Raw genomic sequence first — 18,067 nt, 5'->3', positions numbered from 1 at the left:
TACGCAAATGCGATTAGCATCAGGAAAGCAGCATGCAGTTAACGGAAGAACTCCAACATCTCAGGCGCGAGCTTGAAGATCTCAAACTCAAAGAGACTAACCTGGAAATCAGGACAGATATCCGCCTCGACGCGATAGAACAAAGAATCGAGGCGCTGTTTGCGGCCGTCAATCAGCTTGCCGAAGAGCAAGCTCAGCCTTTGGCGCCCAAGGTTGCCGAGCCATCAGCAATACCTGGCCCCAATGAGCCTCAGGCCGAGCCAGTAGCCGACTTATCCTCCGAGTCACAGACCCAGCGCCAGGACGCCTGGCAGCGTAGGGCAGATATTCAGCCTATCGAGCACACCAAGCCGGCAAGGGTGGAGATGGCAGCAACGCCAGTTGCAGCCAAAGCGCAAACCGCTTCGGAATCCTCTGCAGCGAAACCCTTCGCTTCGAAATCTTCCGCTTCGAGACCCACAGATTCGAAATCCTCCGCCGCCCAAAGATCGTCCCAAACACAAGAGGGTCGAGAGCAGCAGACTCCCAACTGGGGGCGTAAATTTGATCAGGCTGTGGCCGCTTTTTTTGCCGCTATGCTGAGCCCCCTGCTGGGACTCTTCGCACAAGCCAAAGATTTTTATCAGCACTATCAAGCCAAAGGTCAGGGGCCGGTATTTATGATGACCCTGGCCGGGATCATCGCCATGACCCTGGGCTTTGGTTATCTGCTGCAGTATTCCATGAACCACTGGCTGTCGGACACAGGAAAGGCCTTGACCGGCTTTGTCTGTGCCAATGGCATTCTGGCCTTGGGGGCCTTTATCCGCAAACGGCAACGAGCGATGGCCGATTTCGGCTCGGGTCTGGTGGGCCTTGGGCTGATTATCAACTATCTGTGTGCCTATTTTGTCGGTCCCTACTTCGAGCTGGTGCCGGATGGCGTCAGTTATCTGCTGCTGTTGCTTATCACTGTGGCCGGTTACAGTCTGGCGCTGAAACTGGAAGCCAGAGTCATCAGCATAGTCGCCTTGCTGGGTGGCTCCCTAGCACCACTGATGCTGCTTTCCGGCAGTCAGGCGCCTTTGATGTATCTACCCTTCCTGCTGCTGATTGGCGGCTGCTCTTTACTCTTGAGTCACAAGATACGTTGGCCTGTGCTGCTGGAAACGACAGCCATACTGCACATCGCCTGTATCGAGAGCCTGAGTTTCTTTGTCGAGCTGCCGCTGCAAGGGCAAGGGATAATGGGAGTTCTGGCGCTCATCTCCCTGCATGGCCTCTTCTATGGTTATGGCCTTGGCAGCCTTTGGCTGTTTGGCCGGGAAGGCCTTAGCCACAGACTGCTGGCTCTGCCGGCGGCATTACTGGCCTTTTTGGTCTATAGCCTGAGTCAGTTCAGCCCCCATGCCGGCGAGCTACTACTGGCCAACGCCGCCGTGCTTATCGGCCTGTCGCTCTGGCTTAAACAAGACAAACAGCTGCAGACGCTATTGTGGCTGGCGACCGGTGCCTGTCTCGGTTTTGCCGCGCTCAGCCTGCTCAGTGGTGAGCTGCTGGGGCTGGTGTTACTGCTCGAAGCCTTGCTGTTGATGTGGCTAGGTTGCCGAGAGCAGCAAGCCTCGCTGCGAATCGAGGCCATCACCCTGCTGGCTCTTGGACTGGTCATCAACCTGTTGGCCCTTGGCGATATGATCAATGAAGCGCCGGCGCTCTTGTCACTGCCGCTGCTGGCTTGGGGGCTAAGCACGCTTACGTTATTTGGCTTTAACCAACTGCTGGGCAAACAGCCCGAGCTCAGCCGCTGGGAGCAACAACTGCTGCAGCTGGGACGCGAGCTTGCCAACGTGCTGCTGGTGTCTTTAGCCCTGGTTAGCGCCTGGCTGATAAGTGAAAGCTACTTCCTGGTGATAATTCCCGGATTGAGTCTGACCTTGCTGCTACTCGCACGCAGGCAACAACTCAGGGTCAGCGAGGCCTTGGCCTGGGCCTTGTTGTTACCGCTGGCGGCTCAGGTCATCTTCGCCGCCGTGGATGTGCATAGCCTGAGTTTCCGCGCTCAGCCGCTGTATGCGCAAATCGCCAGGGTAGAGCTGTTCCTCTGTCTGTTACTGGCCTGGTATGCATACCGGCGCTTCCATCCCAAGGGCGAACTTAGGCGTTTGGCCTGGTACACTCGCCTGGCCTGCCTGGTGCTCTTGCCACTGCTGTGGCTGCCCAAAATCGCCCTTCGCTTTGAAGATTGGCTGGCCCCGGCCTTGTGGTTATCCAGCTTTGTCAGCTTAGTATTGGCCCGCAAGTTCAGGCAGCCGATACTGAAACGCGAAGCGGATGTACTGCTGGTGCTGGCTATAGCCCAAACCGCTTTTGCCTGCCTGGCAGGACAATGGCCTGGGCTTATCGCACTGCTGCTGGGCAGTATCTATTCCGGTCTGCTGCTGTGGCGCTATCCATCCTTGCCAAGGCTCTGGCAAGGCCCCTGCCGACTCGGCTGGCAGTTGTCACCCTTCTATGGCGCGCTGCTGCTGGCGGTGGTCAGCCACAGCCTGGAGGTATTGTTCAGCCACACGTTGGCACTTAGCAGTGTGGTGCTGAGCGGCTACTTCTTTATCCTGCTCAGCCGCAAACCGCTCAAGGCCCTGCGCCCGGGTTACCCTTTTGCCTTTGCCAGCTTCTTTATCGCCTTGCTGCTGCCCTGGATTACCTGGCTCGACAGCCTGCAATATTTGCAGCTCGATGTCCTGACCCGGCCCTCTGAACCTTGGCTGATGGCGCTGGCACAAACTTGCAACCTGGCCTTGCTGGCGCTGTTTATCCGTAAACGGCCATTGGCCATGAGACGCTATCGTCAGCAGTTGCCGACCAATATGGTGTTTATCGCCTGGCATGCCCTGTTGCTGCTGGCCTATCTGCCACTGGCCTACCAGATGCCAACCGGATTCGATGCCACCTTAAGCACAGTGCTCATGGTGTCCCACGGCTGCTGGCTGATGTTCCTCAGCCTGCGTCCCGGCTGTCAGATTATGCTCAAACTGGCCGCAGGTCTGTTTGCCATCAGTTGCCTCAAGGTATTGCTGCTGGATATGGCCGCCGCCGATCTGCTGCAGAAGATCATCGTCTTTATGCTGATTGGTGCCTTGCTGCTCGGGGTGGCTTACTTCTACCAGAAGTCCAGAGCCCGGCTGCTGTCACAATAAACCAACTCAAAGGCGCCTGCGGGATAGGTCTGACAGCCATAGATTGAAGATTTTGCTAGAATGGCGACCTCTTACTCCATCCTTTGGTGATTTATGAAACTGACCCACATAGCCCTATTTTCTCTGGCTCTGTTTTCGCTTCCCGCCCTGGCCGGTGGTCATTGCGCCAAAAAAGAAGCCGAAATCGAAAAGCAGATCTCTTATGCCAAAGAGCATAACAACAGCCACAGAGTACGGGGGCTGGAAACGGCGCTGGCCGAAGTCCGTGCCCACTGCACTGAGGCCGGTGAAATCAAAAAACAGCAAGATTCACGCGATGAATTGGCAAACAAAATCCGTGACAAGCAGGATGATATTCGCGAGTTACGTGAAGAGCTGGCTGAAGATCGCGCCGAACTGAAGGCAGATATCGCCGAGGCCGAGCGCAAGGGCAAAGTCGATAAGGTCGCCAAATATCAGCGAGAACTGGCCGAAGAAGAGGCTAAAACAGCCGCCAAGATCAGCGCCAAAGAGGCTGAAATACGTGCATTGAAGTCCGAGCTGGACGCCAGATAAGTATTAGCCCCGCTTGGCGGGGCTTTTTGATGATGTCATCAAGCCTGGGAGGCTTCCAGCGCCTGGGCCACATCGCTGATGATGTCGTCTATATGCTCAATTCCCACAGAGATCCGGAGCAGATCTTCACTCACCCCGGCGCGAGCCAACTCCTCGGCGTTGAGCTGCCTGTGGGTCGTGGTGGCAGGGTGACACGCCAGTGACTTGGCATCGCCTATATTCACCAGACGCAAGATCATCTGCAGCGCATCGATAAAGCGCCCGCCGGCCTCTTTGCCCCCCTTGATACCAAAACTGATAATGCCGGACGCCTTACCCGAGGTGATTTTGTCGCAATTGGCCTTATAAGGGCTGTCTGTCAGGGCGCCATAATTGACCCAGTTAACCAGCGGGTGGGACTGCAGGTAACTTGCCAGCGCTTCGGCATTGCTGCAATGACGCTCCATCCTCAGGCTCAAGGTCTCCAGCCCCTGCAACAGTAAAAAGGCGCTGTGTGGTGATAGAGCCGCGCCGGTATTACGCAGAGGCACCACCCGGCAACGGCCGATATAAGCCGCCGCGCCGAAGGCTTCGGTATACACCACCCCATGGTAGGAGGGGTCCGGCTGATTGAGCACCGCAAATCTGTGTTTATTGGCGACCCAGTCAAACTTGCCCGAATCGATGATCACCCCGCCCACTGTAGTACCGTGGCCACCGACATACTTGGTGAGCGAGTGGACGACGATATCGGCGCCATGTTCGAAGGGGCGGCACAGCACAGGGGTCGCCACTGTGTTATCCACCACCAAGGGCACACCATGTTTATGGGCAATTTCTGCCAGACGCGCGATATCGACAATATTGCCGGCGGGGTTGCCTATGGATTCACAAAATACCGCCTTGGTGCGTTCATCAATAAGCGACTCCAGGGTATCGAAGTCATCGAACGACGCCATGCGCACCTCAACCCCCTGGCGCGGCAGAGTATGGGCGAACAGGTTATAGGTGCCGCCGTAGAGCTGGCTGCTGCTGACTATGTTGTCGCCCACTTCCGTCAGCGCCTGCAGCGCATAGGTGATGGCCGCCATTCCAGAGGCCAGCGCCAGCGCGCCAATGCCGCCTTCGATGGCCGCCATTCTGGCTTCGAGCACGGCGTTGGTGGGGTTCATGATGCGACTGTAAATATTGCCGGGCACCTTGAGGTCAAACAGATCGGCGCCGTGTTGAGTATCGTCGAAGGTATAGGACGTCGTCTGATAGATGGGCACCGCCGCCGACTTGGTGGTGGCTTCCGATTCATAACCATGGTGCAACGCCAGGGATTCCAGTTTCATCTCGCGCTCCTTGATGACAGATAATGCTGACTGAATGAGCAATCAAACTAACAGATAGACATCTGGATGTCCAAATAAAAAGAAACCACCCCTGAGGGTGGTTCTTGCCAGGCGCGATTAGCTGCCTGTTATGGCTTGGCCTTGAAGCTCGCCAGCCAACCCACTATCGCGCCGCCCAGGCCGATGGCAAACACTGAGTAGGCAATGATGCAATAGTGCGCCATATTCATGCCAAACAGTGACCAGTCATCTTCACCACAGCCGCCGGTAGGAGCGAACTCAAATGGCAGCCACTTATCCAGCGGCAAGCCCAGAGGGAAGTGCGGCTCGGTGGAGCAGGCAGAGCCTGCCGCCGAACCTGCCTCGGCGAAGAAGTCCATCGACTCATCCACTACCAGGTGCGCGGCGTCGTGGATATTCATTAGTTGAATCGACCAGGCCATTCCCTGAATCACGCCGTAGAGTGCCAGGGCAACACCCAAGGCCTTGAGCACGTGGTTCTTCGGATTGATCAATATGATGGCACCGGCCAGCACTATGCAGCATTGGCTGAAGCGTATGTAGACGCACAGCTCACAGGGATCCATCTCCAGAAACACCTGAAAGTAGCCCATGGCGGAAGCCAGCAAAAATACCGCCGCGCCCAGCATTATGCTCCAGAGTATTCGCCCCTGTTGCCAGCGGGCCAAAGTCGGGACAGGCGCCTGGGTAAATTCCCGAAAAAGCGAACTCAATTTATTCATCCGTCCCTCCTACTTGGCAGCCAGTTCGGCCACCAGTTCATCGAGCATCTGCATGCTGCGAATAGACTTGGTGTTAATCAAGTACTTGCCATTGACCACCAGTGCCGGGATCCCCTGGATCTTGGCGACTTCCACACCTCTGTCCCATTTGCTCAAGAGTTGTTGCACCTCAGGGCTATTCTTGGCCGCTTCAAAACCGGCGCGATCCAGGCCGGCTGCTTTGAGGCCAAAGTCGATGGCTTCATCGGCGGAAGCAAAGCGGGCCTTGTCATCGTGATACTTCTTGTACAGTGCCATCTTGGCGGCCTTGAAAGCCTGTTCGGATTGGGTTTGGGCATAGGCCAACACCCAAGCCTTTTCCTTGCCTAGGGGCGGCTTGGTGGTGATGTGATAATCATCGAAGGTCACCCCCTTGGGCAGGTTTTTCACCATGCCGGGGATCACTGACTTGTCGTACTTGTAGCAGAAGGGGCAGTTGACCGAATACACCTTCACCACTTGGTTGGGTGCATCAAAGCTGGCGGCCCCCAGCAGTTGATAATGCTCGCCTTCATTATATTTGGCAGCGGAAACAGAGCAGGACAATAACAGGGCACCCAGTGCCAACAGACTTTTCTTCATCATGATACGGACTCCAAACAGGCGGCAGCCCGGCTGCCGCCACAAACACAATTAACGATTGAACATGCTTTCAGGGTGAACCACGGTAGAGCGATAGCCAGGCTCATGTTTCATAAGGGTCTTCACCTTGATTTCGACCTTGACCTCATTGGTCTTGGGATCCACCTCGGTGATCCAATGCTCGGGAGCCTTATCCCCTTCCAGCAGTCCGGCCGAAGCCGAGGCCATGAACATGGTCTTGTGATCCGCTTGCCACTCTGTGATGGAAGTGATTGGGCTATACCACTCGTACCCCCGCTCTTTGCCGTACTCCCAGGTCTGCTGCACTGTCATCTTGCCCATGTCGACCTTGTACTCGACGCCACGGGAATACTTCATGGTCGGCAGCGCAGGTTGTTCCAGACCACGGCCATCACCGTTGTCAAACACTGTGACTGTGCCCCTGTCCGGTACCGGCCAGGCGGTGTGCTGAGTCCAGGTCCAGTCAAAGTTGCCTTCGCAGCCCTTGGCGTCACACTTGAGTGCCCGACCTTTGGTATCAACGGGTTTCAGCACCTTGGCGGCCAGTTCTCCTTTCCAGCCTTCGGGAGTACCGAGGATCCACTTGACCTTGTTATCACGGCCAACCTTGATCACCGCAGACTGGTGGCGCGAGCTGACAATGATGCTGTCATCGGCCGGGTCATAACCTATGGAGTTGATATGTAGCCAGTTGCGACCGGTTCCGACCCCGGCAACATCGCCGTAAGGTTCGCTGGCCAGCTCTTCGGCGGTCTTGGTTTCACCAGCCTTGGAGACATCCACGTTCAGGCAAACCGCCCCCATATCCAATGACTTGAGCACAGTGTCACGCATAGGGTCGAGTATCTTGTTGAAGTCCCAGACCTTAACGACATCACCGTTCTGATCCACTTCAATCACATGGTCGCGTACTGTGTCGACCTTGAGGCCATCCGGCGTAACATAATCACGCTTTCCCACCCTCAGTAGCAGGTGGCCATTGGGCATTTCGGTGATCTCATGGGAGAAACCGTTGAATCCCCGCGGGAGTTCGCGCTTGAAGATAGGCTTGCCGATAAAGTCATACTTGGCGTAGTAAGGCACCTGGAACCCTTGATGCAGTTCAAACATCAGCCCCTGACCAAAGATCAGCTTGCCATCACGGGTCTGCTTGAAAGACATGGAGCCGCCCGGACGGTCATAGATGACATCGCTGTTCAGATGCCAACGCACATCGCCGTTGGTATCTATGATGTTCTGGGTCGGGATCCAGTCCCAGTGGTCACGGATATTGGGCGGGATCACCTGCCCATCAACCAGATAGAATCTGTCTTCAAAGCCTTTGGCGACTTTGACCGGTTCATACTCGTACTGGGTGCGGGCATTGCCATCGATATGCAGGTGAGGCAATGCGCTGGTGCGGATCTTGTATTCCTCGGTCACTGGCTTACCGGCCAGTTTGTAGCTGACCTCAACCCGGTTCAAATAATCGGGATAGAGGCCAAATACCGGAATACCGCTGTGGGTGTTGAGTTGAGTCAGTCCCACAGGGTACTGAATATCAATCCCTTTCTTTCCCTTGCCTTTTACTTTGACCTTGACATCACTGATGGACTTGCCACCGAGATCTATCACCGCCACCAAAGGGCTGAACTTATATGGATCCACATAGACATAACCCAACTGCCCCTGAGGTACGGCGCTGGAACTGGTACCTGGCAGATCGCCACCGGCAATGACCTGGGTTGAGAAACCCGTCAATGTCAGACTGGATGCCGCCAACATCAAATAACACAGTCTCTTCATTTTCATCTTGTTACCTTCCAATTAGAGTTGATATTGCAGGGAATAAAAAATAGCGTCGTGATATCCTTGTTTTCCTAAGTTATTTTCCGCATATCGATAACTCAGAATAAAACTCAGATTCTTGGTGAAAGACCAATTAACAGATAAAGCTCCATTAAAACCAAAATCCTTTCCATCACCAGATAAAACTAAATAATCATCTTCGCGATTAAAGAAGTGTTCTTGCCACCAGGTTAATTTAAAGTCTTGCTTAAATAGATTTAGCTGATGGCTTGCTAAAAAATAAACATAGCCACCGTTAAAACCACCTTCAAAATTGGCATCAAAACTTTTATAAGTGGCATCGACAAAATGTCCGGCCAGTGCAACCTGCAGATAGGTGTCACCATAACTCTTGTCCCAGCTCAGTCCCAACATGGTGTTGGTTTCTCCCCAACTGGGTTTGCTCTTGTCAAATACCTGACCATAGAGGTTCCAATCTGTCGCCCCTAAGTTGATCTGGCCGATCACATTGATCTCAGTACCGTAGTAAGCCCCATCATCCGGGTCTTCCCACTTTACGTGGCCATAGACATCGCCATAGTCGTTGGCAACGGCGCCTTTAAGTGTGATAAAGGGGTTATTGTCTTTGGCTTCGCCAAAATAATCAGATGCCTTGGATTGCCAATCCATCATCCCTGCTTCGACTGCCAGCATAGCTGCCTGACAGGTGCCACTAAGGCAGGCAGATATAATTAATGGGTATATCAACTTCTTATTCATATTCAATCCTCCTTCCCGACTCGAATTAATTATTTACAGAAGCAGAAATGAATAGGTGAACTGAATCACAGGAAAATAGAGCTTTTATCTTTTTGTTAAAAGCTTTAATAAGGATCATCAAAAAATAAAATTTTATTTTTTGATGAGCGAGATCACAAAGAGTTAAACGGAGCGCAACAAGACTATCGCAATTATTTATAATGAGCTAAATCTTGCTTGAGTATTTAATTATGAATAAACCCGAGCATAACCGTATACGGGAAGCTATTTTGGATTTGGCAGAGTCTGTTATTGCCAAAGAAGGAATATTGTCACTGAAAGTATCAGATATCACCAAGGGGCTTGGCATATCCACGACCCTGTTCTACAGCATCTTTAAGACCAAGGAAGATATTCTGGTAGCACTCACCTGCCGCGCCTTTGATCAAGTGTTGGGGCTACGTTGGTGGCTCAATCTGGAAAGCTACTCAGGGCTGGAGAAATTTATCGCCTATATTCTCAATGAGATCCAATTTACCGAGACTTACAGCCTGCGCAGTTCTATCTCCACCATCTCCTGTAACAGGTTGATCTTCAACAAGGCCAGTGCCACTTATCTGCGTAACCTGAATCGACTGGCAATGGAGTATTGGGAGACTCCAATTCAGCTGCTGTCACAGGCCAAAGAGCAGCAGGAAATACAGGCCAACGAGGTGCAGATCCAACAGTTTTGCCATCTGTTGTGTACCTATCTGAGAGGCAGGGAGTTGGTGGGGAACACCTATGCCGGCAAGGAGTACAGCCAGGATGTCAGGTTTGATAACGCCCGGCTGCTCACTCAGTTGCTTAAAGAGTTGTGTCCCGGCAAAAGGCTTAATCCCAAAACTCTTACCAGAGCGCAGCAACTACGCCGCGAATTACCCGGGCACAGAGTTCAGCGTCAGCAACAGACAAACGGCTGAACTCATTCCCCCATTCGATTATTAGGGCGGCGGTCAGGATTTAAGCCGCACAGTGCACAAAATCAACATAGAAGTAAAAACATCTAGACGTCTAAATTGACAGACGACTGGCTATCCCCTATTCTTTCGCCTAATTTGTCAGGAGATGATGCCGTTAAGACAATGCAATTCAGCGAGTTTGGCTGCTGCGGAGGGAATCCCCGGCCGAACGTGATTCACAGAGAGTAGATTTTGACCCAGAACAACACTTCTCCGGCCGTTAAAGCTCCGGCCTCATTTGTGGCACTACTGCCATTGTTTCTGTTTCTGGCGCTGTTTATCGGTGCCGGGGTCTATTTCCAAAGCCAAGGGGTAGACTTTGCCTTCTATCAGTTGCCGAGCCCGATAGCGATATTACCGGCGATTGTACTGGCCATTTTGCTGTCCAAGCAAAAGCTCAACCAGACCATGAACACCTTTATGGCGGGGATAGGCCACAACAACATCATCGCCATGTGCCTAATCTATCTACTGGCCGGTGCTTTTGCCGCCGTGGCCAGTGCCACTGGTGGGGTTGATGCCACAGTTGCCTTGGGGCTTAAGCTGATCCCGGCCAATCTGCTGCTGCCCGGCTTTTTCATTATCGCCGCCTTTATCGCCACCGCCATGGGCACCTCCATGGGCACGATTGCCGCCGTGGCTCCTATCGCCCTCGGGGTTGCCGATCAGGCAGGGATTGAACTGCCACTGATGGCGGGCTCTGTGATGTCAGGCGCCCTGTTTGGTGACAACCTGTCTATTATCTCGGATACCACTATTGCCGCGACCCGCACCCAGGGCTGCGAAATGAGAGACAAGTTCCGTGAAAACCTGATCTTTGCCATTCCGGCGGCGATTGTGACCCTGTTGCTGTTCGGTTTCCTCTCTTCCGGTCAAGCCGAACTGCCACCACAGGAGGTCGACTTTGTTAAGGTATTACCTTACTTGAGTATTCTGGTGCTGGCCGTCGCCGGGCTGAACGTGTTTGTGGTACTGGCCATCGGCATTTTGCTGGCCGGGATAACAGGGTTTGTCACTCAAGATTACTCGCTGCTGACCTTCGGTAAGGATATCTACAAAGGCTTTGGCAATATGCAGGAGATCTTTATCCTCTCCATGCTGGTTGGTGGCCTGGCGGCCCTGATGCAGCAGCAAGGTGGCCTGAGCTTTGTCAGCCAGCAGATAGAGAAGCTGATAGCCCGTTTCTCCCGCGCCAAGGGTGAAGCCTCCTGTCGCGCCGCCGAGCTGGGGATGGCGGGGATAGTGGCTTTGACCAACTCCTGTGTGGCCAACAATACCGTCTCTATTGTGGTCAGCGGCGATATCGCCAAAGATCTGGCAGCCAAACATGGGGTTGCCCCGAAACGCGCCGCCAGTATTCTGGATATTTTCGCCTGTATCATTCAGGGGCTTATTCCCTACGGTGCCCAGGCATTGCTGATAGCTTCCCACTTCAAGATCTCTCCCCTGGAAGCCGTTGCCAACACCTGGTACTGCATGATCCTGGCCTTGGTTGCCGTGGTGATTGTGATACTGCGTCCCCGCAGTTAAACTAGCGGGCGCAATAACCAAACCGGTCCCTGCGACCGGTTTTTTTGTCGCCGTCATTTGGCGACTATTATTGAATGCAGGTATTCAAACGAGCCATTCCATGCCCCTGTACGAGCAATACCATAAGCAAGATCCGCAGCGCCTGGCATTTATGATGTCTCTGGTGGGCGTCAGCATAGCGGCACTGGGCATGGCCTCCTCCTTCTGGGCCGCCTATGACAACTTGGGCAGCGCCATTTTCAGCATGCGCATGGACAGACTGGGCGACTACTTGAGCTCGCCGCTGGCCTATGTCTACAATATCTCGCTGCTACTCGGCGGCGCCTGCTTCATCTTGGCCATGGGTGGCCTCTGGTGGCAAAAGCACAGCGCGGCAGCCGGCTTGTTGTCAAGATCAGGCATAGCGGTTGGCTTGGGGATAGTGGCGCTGGGGGTCTTCCCCTATAATGAACTCTTTGCCCACCAGCTGGCTGCTATCTTCTTTATTGCCAGTACCTTGGTAATGTTCACCCTTTGCTGCTATTGCTTTGTCTCCCACAGAGCGCTCTGTAACCTGCCGCTGTGCCTGTTCAGCCTTCTGGGGATAATGTCTGCCATCGGCCTGTTATCCCAGTTGCAATGGCCATCGATGAACTATGCCTCTTGTTCGGTGCAAACCCTCTGCCCTTCGGTATGGTTTATGTGGTTGCATTCCATTGCCACTGTGTTTGCCGGTCTCAGCCTGTCGGCCACCGTATATCGACTGTGGCACTGGTCGCAGCCGCTCAACGACTGATGACTGAAAAACCGTATAGGGCTGACGCGACAGCGCCAAAAACAACCCGACAAGCCACAATGCGCCTTGCCCACTATCTGGCGCAATCCGGTCTGTGCTCAAGACGCGAAGCCGCCAGACGCATCGAAGCCGGAGAGATTTTTCTGGGTGACAGGCCAGCCAAACACACAGACAGAGTCACCCTCGCCGCCGGGCAGCGCCATTGTCTTGAGAAGTTGTTTTATCTGGGCGAGCCCGTCGCCGCCCCGGCACCTTACGCTTATCTGCTATTCAATAAACCCGTCGGGATAGATTGCCGCCTGCTCAAGGATGACCCGAGCAGCCTATCGCATTTATTGCCCCAGGATAAACGCCTGTATCCGGCCGGAAGGCTGGATAAAGACTCCCGCGGCCTATTACTGCTCAGCAACGACGGCGAGCTGACCCAGCAACTGATGCATCCGGATTTTTGCCACAGCAAACACTACCGGGTCACTCTGGAGCGGGCATTTACTGACGCGTTTATCCATGCCTTGAGAAACCCAATGGATTACGGGTATGGTCAGGTGCGGGCATCACAAGTCACGCCAATTTCGGCAAACAGTTTTGAAATCATTCTGACTCAGGGCAAGAAGCGGCAAATTCGCCGTATGTGTCGGCATTTGGGCTACAGAGTCACAGATCTCTGCCGTACCCGGATAATGGAGTTAACACTTGATAGGCTTGCTGAAGGGGAGTTTAGAGAGCTCAGCCGTGCACAAATCGCCGCGCTCAAAGTGTCACTTCAGCGCTGAACAAACCACATAATCTTTAGTGCGATTCCTGATTGGTTTATTGCTAAACTAAGCGGCTTGTTGGCCCTGCCCCCAATCCCCCCCGGGAAATAGGCAACCATACCCATCACTCGTTTCAGGAGACATCATGCTAGAACTCTTCGCCGTCGCCAGTATCACTATGTTGGCCGTTATCAGCCCTGGGGCTGATTTTGCCATGGTATCCCGCAATAGTATGGTACTCGGACGCCGGGCCGGTCTGATGACGGGTGCCGGTATATCACTGGGCGTATGGGTACATGTGCTCTACTCCATTGCCGGTATCGGACTGCTGATCTCCCAGTCACTGTGGCTGTTCAGCCTGATCAAGTTTGCCGGTGCGGCTTATCTGATCTATCTCGGCATCACCATGCTCAGAAGCAAGGCGGTTGAAGCATCTGAATTGCAGACCCAGGAAGTGATTTCCGATTGGGCGACACTCAAGAGTGGCTTTCTGACCAATGCCCTCAATCCCAAGACGACATTGTTTGTGGTAGCACTCTTTACCCAGGTTATCGATCCCCAGACCAGCACTCTGACCCAAATAGGTTATGGCGCCTTTATGTCAGCCGCCCACCTGCTGTGGTTTTCATTGGTGGCTTTATTGTTTTCCTCGCAAGCTGCCCGTCGCTCCGTGGCCCGTTGTCGCCACTGGGTTGAACGCGCCATAGGCGGCGTTTTGGTCAGCCTGGGGCTGGGATTGGCCTTTTCCTCTGTGGGACGTTCCTGAGCCTTTTCCTCTGTGGGACGTTCCTGAGCCGTTTCACGGTGAAGACCGTCAGGGTTGACTGCCTTCACCGTTTTTAGGCTCGCTTGCCCGGGAGGAGACGGCTTTATCTTCCTTCCCGCCGGGTTGCAGCTCAGACAGAAGATCGGCGGCCTGAGTCACGGCCGCCAGATTAGCCTGATGTTCCTCTTCCGCCATAGTCTTGGATTCGGCGCGATCTTCCTTGCTGCGTCTGGACTCTCCACTGGCCTTGACCTCTGAATCATAGGGCAGGTCCTCAATTCCCGGCAGTGAATCCGGAATATCACTGGGGCTGACATCCACTATCTGTGAACGGTTCATGGTGATCTTGTATCTGGCATAGCGCGGCGCCTGCTTGCCCTCTTTGAGCACAGCCACCAGGTTTATCTGATAACGCCGCTCCACCGACTCATTGCTGATCCTGCCATCGGTTTCGGTGTAAATTTTGGCCTTGCCGCGCTCCAGGTAGCGGGCAAAGGGTACTAAGCTGAACACCACCTGTTCCTGCAACGTGTTGTAACCGGAAAGAAACTCGGTATCTGCCACCTTGGTCTGGATGCCATAATGAAGAATTTCGGCATCGACCTTATTTTGGCTGTGGCGCCGCCTGAGGATCTCTTTGACATCTTTGGGAAGATCCTGGCTGCGCATAAATTCAAGCCAAACCAGCTGCTTGGCAATGAACTTCTGGTTGGTGGTGTCTCTCAATATCCGGCTCCAGCGCGGTCGTCCCCGCTGGATATAACGCCACAGGGCATTGCGCACATCGTCTTTAAAGATCTCCCGCGCACCGTAAATCAGCGCCAGTACCAGCACCAATACCAGGGTCACACCGCTGAATACCCCCTGGGCCTTGATGATCAGCGCCGACACCACCAACATTACCAGGGCCGTAGCCAATCCTGTGGTCAGCTTCTTGAGCCCTGTGCCCAGAGGTTTGATTTCCTCTTTGAGTACCACCCCTTGCTGAATAAGCCTTCTGAGCAGCAACATCTTGTTGGCAATGCGATTGGGATCCTGCAGGGTCTGCGCCGAATTGTAGTGCCGCTCCGCCCGATAGTTATTTTCTACCCGGCAGAGGGTGATCACCTTGTCCGAGATATGGCTGAAGTCGCTGTTTCTGGGGCCATGGGCCAGCAGCTTCAGCAGTTGCTGTTCACAGAACCAGGATAGATAGTTATCGGCATTCTCGAAATAGTGCTTCCATTTGGCATCGGCCGGCTCGTTGCGGCGAAACTTCTTCAGCAAAATAGCTGTCTGCTCGGTTAATTCTTCCAGCAAGGGATAGAAATTTTCCGGCTCGGATTGCCGCGAAATCTCTTTGGCATCGTTCTCCATCGCCACCACAAACTGGTAGGCAAACAGGTTCAGATAGAGACGAAACTCTTCAACGGTACGCTTCTTCTGACTCACAAACCTGGATTGCACCAAGGGCAGATGCAGGCCATCCGAGTAGTAGGAACGCCGACCGAGAATGGCGCTGAAGTAGTATTCCTCTTCATTCAGGCTCTGCGGCCCTATGCCCATCTCCTTGGGCAGGGAAAAGTAGAGATCCAGCTTGCGCTGCTCCCCGACATCCATCAGATGGCTGAACTTGATGGATAGATTTTCTTCCTGCTTGATACGTAGTTTGGACACAATAATGGAACACTATCAATGAATTGATGAAAGATCCTGACTATAGCCCAAGCAACACGGGAATGGGATAGCGCACCGGCGTTAACTGAGTGGAAATGGTGAAATCGTCAGCAAAAATTCAGCTGTCAATGGATCAGGCGACAGCCACATACTGTGTTGCTCGGTTGGAATAACACAATAGCATAGTCTTTGGCTTCATCGGCATCGAGGATCTCCAGTGCCAAATGATGCAGGCCTTCGTTGCTGAGGTTGAAACTGGAAATATAGGAGAGGTATTGCATGTGGGCGGGCCTTGCACCCTTGCCGGAGAGTTCCTGTTTGTCCGTGACCAGAATTTGATAACGGCCGGCTTCTTCCGAAGCCAGTTGCCCCTGCATCAAGATACTGCCGGCGGGGGTGCCATCCATGTTGAAGTAGCGATAGTTGACCAGGGCTCGCTTGCCTTTGGTCTGCAGATCCAGCAGCAGGTAGTGCTGCGCATCTTCGCCCTCGTTCAACTGCCGGTCGTAGAGCTCGGAGCTGCAGTTAAGCGCCAAAGCGGGCGCTGTCTGGCTGAAACGATAGATCACCAGCAAACAGCCGAGCAGAAAGATCAGGATCAGCAGATTTATCATCCAAAGCCAACGTCTAGCCACAGAGATCAACCTCCTTGAGCCAAGGTACGCTCACAAATGCCTTCACCTGACGGCCATCGCTGATCTTGAGATTACGCACCACGGATTGTCCCAGATACTCGCCTCTCAAGGTGAGGTTAAGTACCTGCTTATCATGGGACAGCGACACATATAACTTGCGCCAGGGGCTGCTCTTGCACTGGGCCAATGCCGAGGCCAACACCTTCCCCTGCTCGGTCAACAACTGGTTGTTGGTGCGGGAGTTGGAATAGAAAAACAGCTCCATTCTCTGACCCGAAAGCAAGGTCAATTCCTGCTTGTTCAGCGGAATGGTGGGCGCCACTCTGGGCAAGCGATACAGATAAAAGAGACTGAGGCCGAGCATGAATATCAGCACCAGGCCCACCAGCAGTTGTTTGGGACCGGCATTCAACCTGGACTCCAGCACTCCTGCAGGTTTACGGGCCACAGATGAGCGCAGCAGATACCCCTGCCCCTTGACCGTTTCAATCAAAGACTCATATTCGGGCCCCAGAAAGGCACGCAACATACAGACAGCACGGGCTACGGACGAATCGCTCAAAGGGGGATGATTGTCATCACCGGCGCGCAACTCGATACGGGAAACCAAACGCCCCTGATTGGCGAGCAGGAGTTTCAGTACCTGTAACTCCGCCCGGGGAAGATGCCAGCTATCCCCCCGGCCCCTGTGTTGTAACTCACCACTGGCTTCATCAAACCAGCAGTCGCCTATCTGCATTATATTCCTCCTGTTTTATATGGTTATGAGTCTATGCAAGAAATCTAATCACTACTGTGATCCTCTTAACCCTGACACAGGAAAAAGTTTAAAAAGTGATCCAACTCAGGCGAGGCGCCGACCAAGAGGGAAGCAAGTGGCATTTTGTGAACCAGTACCCAGGATTGAAGCCACTGAAGACTGAGGGAAAAAGCCATGAAGACGCCATTAATCAACATGAATGCAACAAATAAAGTGACCCATATCAAATGCTAATCCTCAATGGGTATCAAGATGCAAGCCGTCAATCGTCTTTGCATGTCAAAAATCCGTTTTCGGCCAACTCAGGATTCATGCGCGCTGAATCACAACCTTCATCAGGCATCCCCCTAAGCTGAAGACAACCGACCAGGTCGGGAAAAACAAAGACAACAAAGGGTGATAAATATGAGCATTAACAGACGTCAGGCCCTCGGCCAGATCATTGGAATTAGCGCCGCAGCAGCCGGAGCCGGCCTCACGGCCACTTGTGCCTTTGCAGCCACGGATGAGTCAGGAAACTACCGCCTGGAACTGGGGGAAAAACTCAAATATGCCCCATTGGATCCCATGGCGACCGCCAAACTCGCTTATGAAACCGGCGGTGGCTGTATGCATCAGGTATTTCACGCTACTGTGACCATGCTGGCGCAGTCCGCCAGTGTCGATGCCGATAAGTTTGCCACTATTCCAACGGCGCTGGCCGGTTATGGTTTTGCCGGGGTCACCGGCCAGGGCACGCTTTGCGGTAACCTCAATGCGGTAGGTATGCTGGTCAATATTCTCGATGACATCAATGGCCAAAATGCCGCCGTCATCGGCGCCCTGTTCCGCTACTACGAGAATACCGAACTGCCTTTGTCCAGCGATGAGTTCGTTGCCGGAATCGGCTCCACCGCCGAAAAGACCGCCCTGGTGGTCAAGTCCTCGGTTGCCAACAGCGTGCTGTGCCACTCCTCCATCAGTAACTGGTCCAAGGCCTCAGGCAAGACCTTCTCCGAAAAAGGCGAACGCTGCTATCGTTTATCGGCCTCCATTGCCTATCATCTGGTGGAACTCCTGAACCGAGCCCACAAGGGCGAAGACTTGGCCGCCCTGCCGGAGAGCAAACCCAGCACCGAAGCCCAGAGTTGCCAAAGCTGTCATGGCTCCAGCAGCACCATGGGGCCAGCCGCCAGCGTCAAGACAGATATGGAATGTACCACCTGTCATACCGGGCACTTTAACTGAGGAT

The 18,067-nt window shown here is 53.7% G+C and carries 16 protein-coding genes; 8 read left to right on the top strand and 8 right to left on the bottom strand.

What is annotated here, in order from left to right; genetic code table 11:
* Positions 1–32: 32 nt before the first annotated feature.
* Both ACF8D4_RS15530 and ACF8D4_RS15525 read left to right on the top strand, forming a co-directional pair.
* Positions 33–3,176: a DUF2339 domain-containing protein gene (locus ACF8D4_RS15530; protein WP_392465836.1), complete on the top strand. Its 3,144-nt coding sequence runs from the start codon at positions 33–35 to the stop codon at positions 3,174–3,176.
* Between the two features lie 93 nt (positions 3,177–3,269).
* Positions 3,270–3,731, top strand: a complete 462-nt coding sequence (locus ACF8D4_RS15525; protein ID WP_054744608.1) for a DUF1090 domain-containing protein — start codon at positions 3,270–3,272, stop codon at positions 3,729–3,731.
* Positions 3,732–3,769: 38 nt separating this feature from the next.
* Here ACF8D4_RS15525 and ACF8D4_RS15520 read toward each other — a convergent pair whose 3' ends face one another.
* The 5 genes from ACF8D4_RS15520 to ACF8D4_RS15500 all read right to left on the bottom strand — a co-directional run bounded on the left by ACF8D4_RS15520 (position 3,770) and on the right by ACF8D4_RS15500 (position 8,979).
* The gene (locus tag ACF8D4_RS15520) at positions 3,770–5,047 is read right to left on the bottom strand and encodes an O-acetylhomoserine aminocarboxypropyltransferase/cysteine synthase family protein (RefSeq protein ID WP_144191191.1); all 1,278 of its coding nucleotides are present in this window, start codon (positions 5,045–5,047) and stop codon (positions 3,770–3,772) included.
* Between the two features lie 128 nt (positions 5,048–5,175).
* Positions 5,176–5,790, bottom strand: a complete 615-nt coding sequence (locus ACF8D4_RS15515; RefSeq protein ID WP_025010038.1) for a disulfide bond formation protein B — start codon at positions 5,788–5,790, stop codon at positions 5,176–5,178.
* A gap of 9 nt (positions 5,791–5,799) precedes the next feature.
* Entirely contained in the window at positions 5,800–6,414 is a 615-nt protein-coding gene (locus ACF8D4_RS15510; RefSeq protein ID WP_223828908.1) for a thiol:disulfide interchange protein DsbA/DsbL, read from the bottom strand.
* Positions 6,415–6,462: 48 nt separating this feature from the next.
* Complete coding sequence (locus ACF8D4_RS15505; protein WP_044733818.1) at positions 6,463–8,223, bottom strand: aryl-sulfate sulfotransferase; 1,761 nt, start codon at positions 8,221–8,223, stop codon at positions 6,463–6,465.
* A gap of 15 nt (positions 8,224–8,238) precedes the next feature.
* Positions 8,239–8,979: a hypothetical protein gene (locus tag ACF8D4_RS15500; RefSeq protein WP_221059468.1), complete on the bottom strand. Its 741-nt coding sequence runs from the start codon at positions 8,977–8,979 to the stop codon at positions 8,239–8,241.
* A 230-nt stretch (positions 8,980–9,209) separates the two neighbouring features.
* On the opposite strand from ACF8D4_RS15500, the gene ACF8D4_RS15495 reads away from it, so the two are divergent.
* The 5 genes from ACF8D4_RS15495 (at position 9,210) to ACF8D4_RS15475 (ending at position 13,785) form a co-directional block, all read left to right on the top strand.
* On the top strand, positions 9,210–9,920 hold the full coding sequence (locus ACF8D4_RS15495; RefSeq protein WP_062793421.1) for a TetR/AcrR family transcriptional regulator: 711 nt from the start codon (positions 9,210–9,212) through the stop codon (positions 9,918–9,920).
* Positions 9,921–10,151: 231 nt separating this feature from the next.
* Positions 10,152–11,489, top strand: coding sequence for a Na+/H+ antiporter NhaC family protein (locus ACF8D4_RS15490; RefSeq protein WP_028780176.1), 1,338 nt, complete (start codon positions 10,152–10,154; stop codon positions 11,487–11,489).
* 100 nt (positions 11,490–11,589) lie between these two features.
* Complete coding sequence (locus ACF8D4_RS15485; RefSeq protein WP_208125578.1) at positions 11,590–12,264, top strand: hypothetical protein; 675 nt, start codon at positions 11,590–11,592, stop codon at positions 12,262–12,264.
* Between the two features lie 59 nt (positions 12,265–12,323).
* Positions 12,324–13,037 (top strand): RNA pseudouridine synthase, encoded by a 714-nt coding sequence (locus ACF8D4_RS15480; RefSeq protein ID WP_144220839.1) that lies wholly within the window; start codon positions 12,324–12,326, stop codon positions 13,035–13,037.
* A gap of 127 nt (positions 13,038–13,164) precedes the next feature.
* The gene (locus tag ACF8D4_RS15475; protein ID WP_208125577.1) at positions 13,165–13,785 is read left to right on the top strand and encodes a LysE family translocator; all 621 of its coding nucleotides are present in this window, start codon (positions 13,165–13,167) and stop codon (positions 13,783–13,785) included.
* Between the two features lie 48 nt (positions 13,786–13,833).
* Here ACF8D4_RS15475 and ACF8D4_RS15470 read toward each other — a convergent pair whose 3' ends face one another.
* The 3 genes from ACF8D4_RS15470 to ACF8D4_RS15460 all read right to left on the bottom strand — a co-directional run bounded on the left by ACF8D4_RS15470 (position 13,834) and on the right by ACF8D4_RS15460 (position 16,815).
* Positions 13,834–15,441, bottom strand: a complete 1,608-nt coding sequence (locus ACF8D4_RS15470; protein WP_243756825.1) for a hypothetical protein — start codon at positions 15,439–15,441, stop codon at positions 13,834–13,836.
* A 125-nt stretch (positions 15,442–15,566) separates the two neighbouring features.
* Positions 15,567–16,076: a hypothetical protein gene (locus ACF8D4_RS15465; RefSeq protein WP_025010031.1), complete on the bottom strand. Its 510-nt coding sequence runs from the start codon at positions 16,074–16,076 to the stop codon at positions 15,567–15,569.
* Complete coding sequence (locus ACF8D4_RS15460; protein ID WP_028780179.1) at positions 16,069–16,815, bottom strand: helix-turn-helix domain-containing protein; 747 nt, start codon at positions 16,813–16,815, stop codon at positions 16,069–16,071. The genes ACF8D4_RS15465 and ACF8D4_RS15460 overlap by 8 nt, the downstream gene beginning before the upstream one ends.
* Before the next feature lie 426 nt (positions 16,816–17,241).
* On the opposite strand from ACF8D4_RS15460, the gene ACF8D4_RS15455 reads away from it, so the two are divergent.
* Positions 17,242–18,063, top strand: coding sequence for a hypothetical protein (locus ACF8D4_RS15455; RefSeq protein ID WP_025886951.1), 822 nt, complete (start codon positions 17,242–17,244; stop codon positions 18,061–18,063).
* The last annotated feature ends 4 nt before the right edge of the window (positions 18,064–18,067 follow it).

This window comes from Shewanella sp. YQ_9 (genome assembly GCF_043103185.1).
Classification (GTDB): Bacteria; Pseudomonadota; Gammaproteobacteria; order Enterobacterales; family Shewanellaceae; genus Shewanella; species Shewanella algae.
The sequence above is the reverse complement of the archived record's forward strand: the minus strand, read 5'-3'. Positions and strand labels throughout refer to the sequence as shown.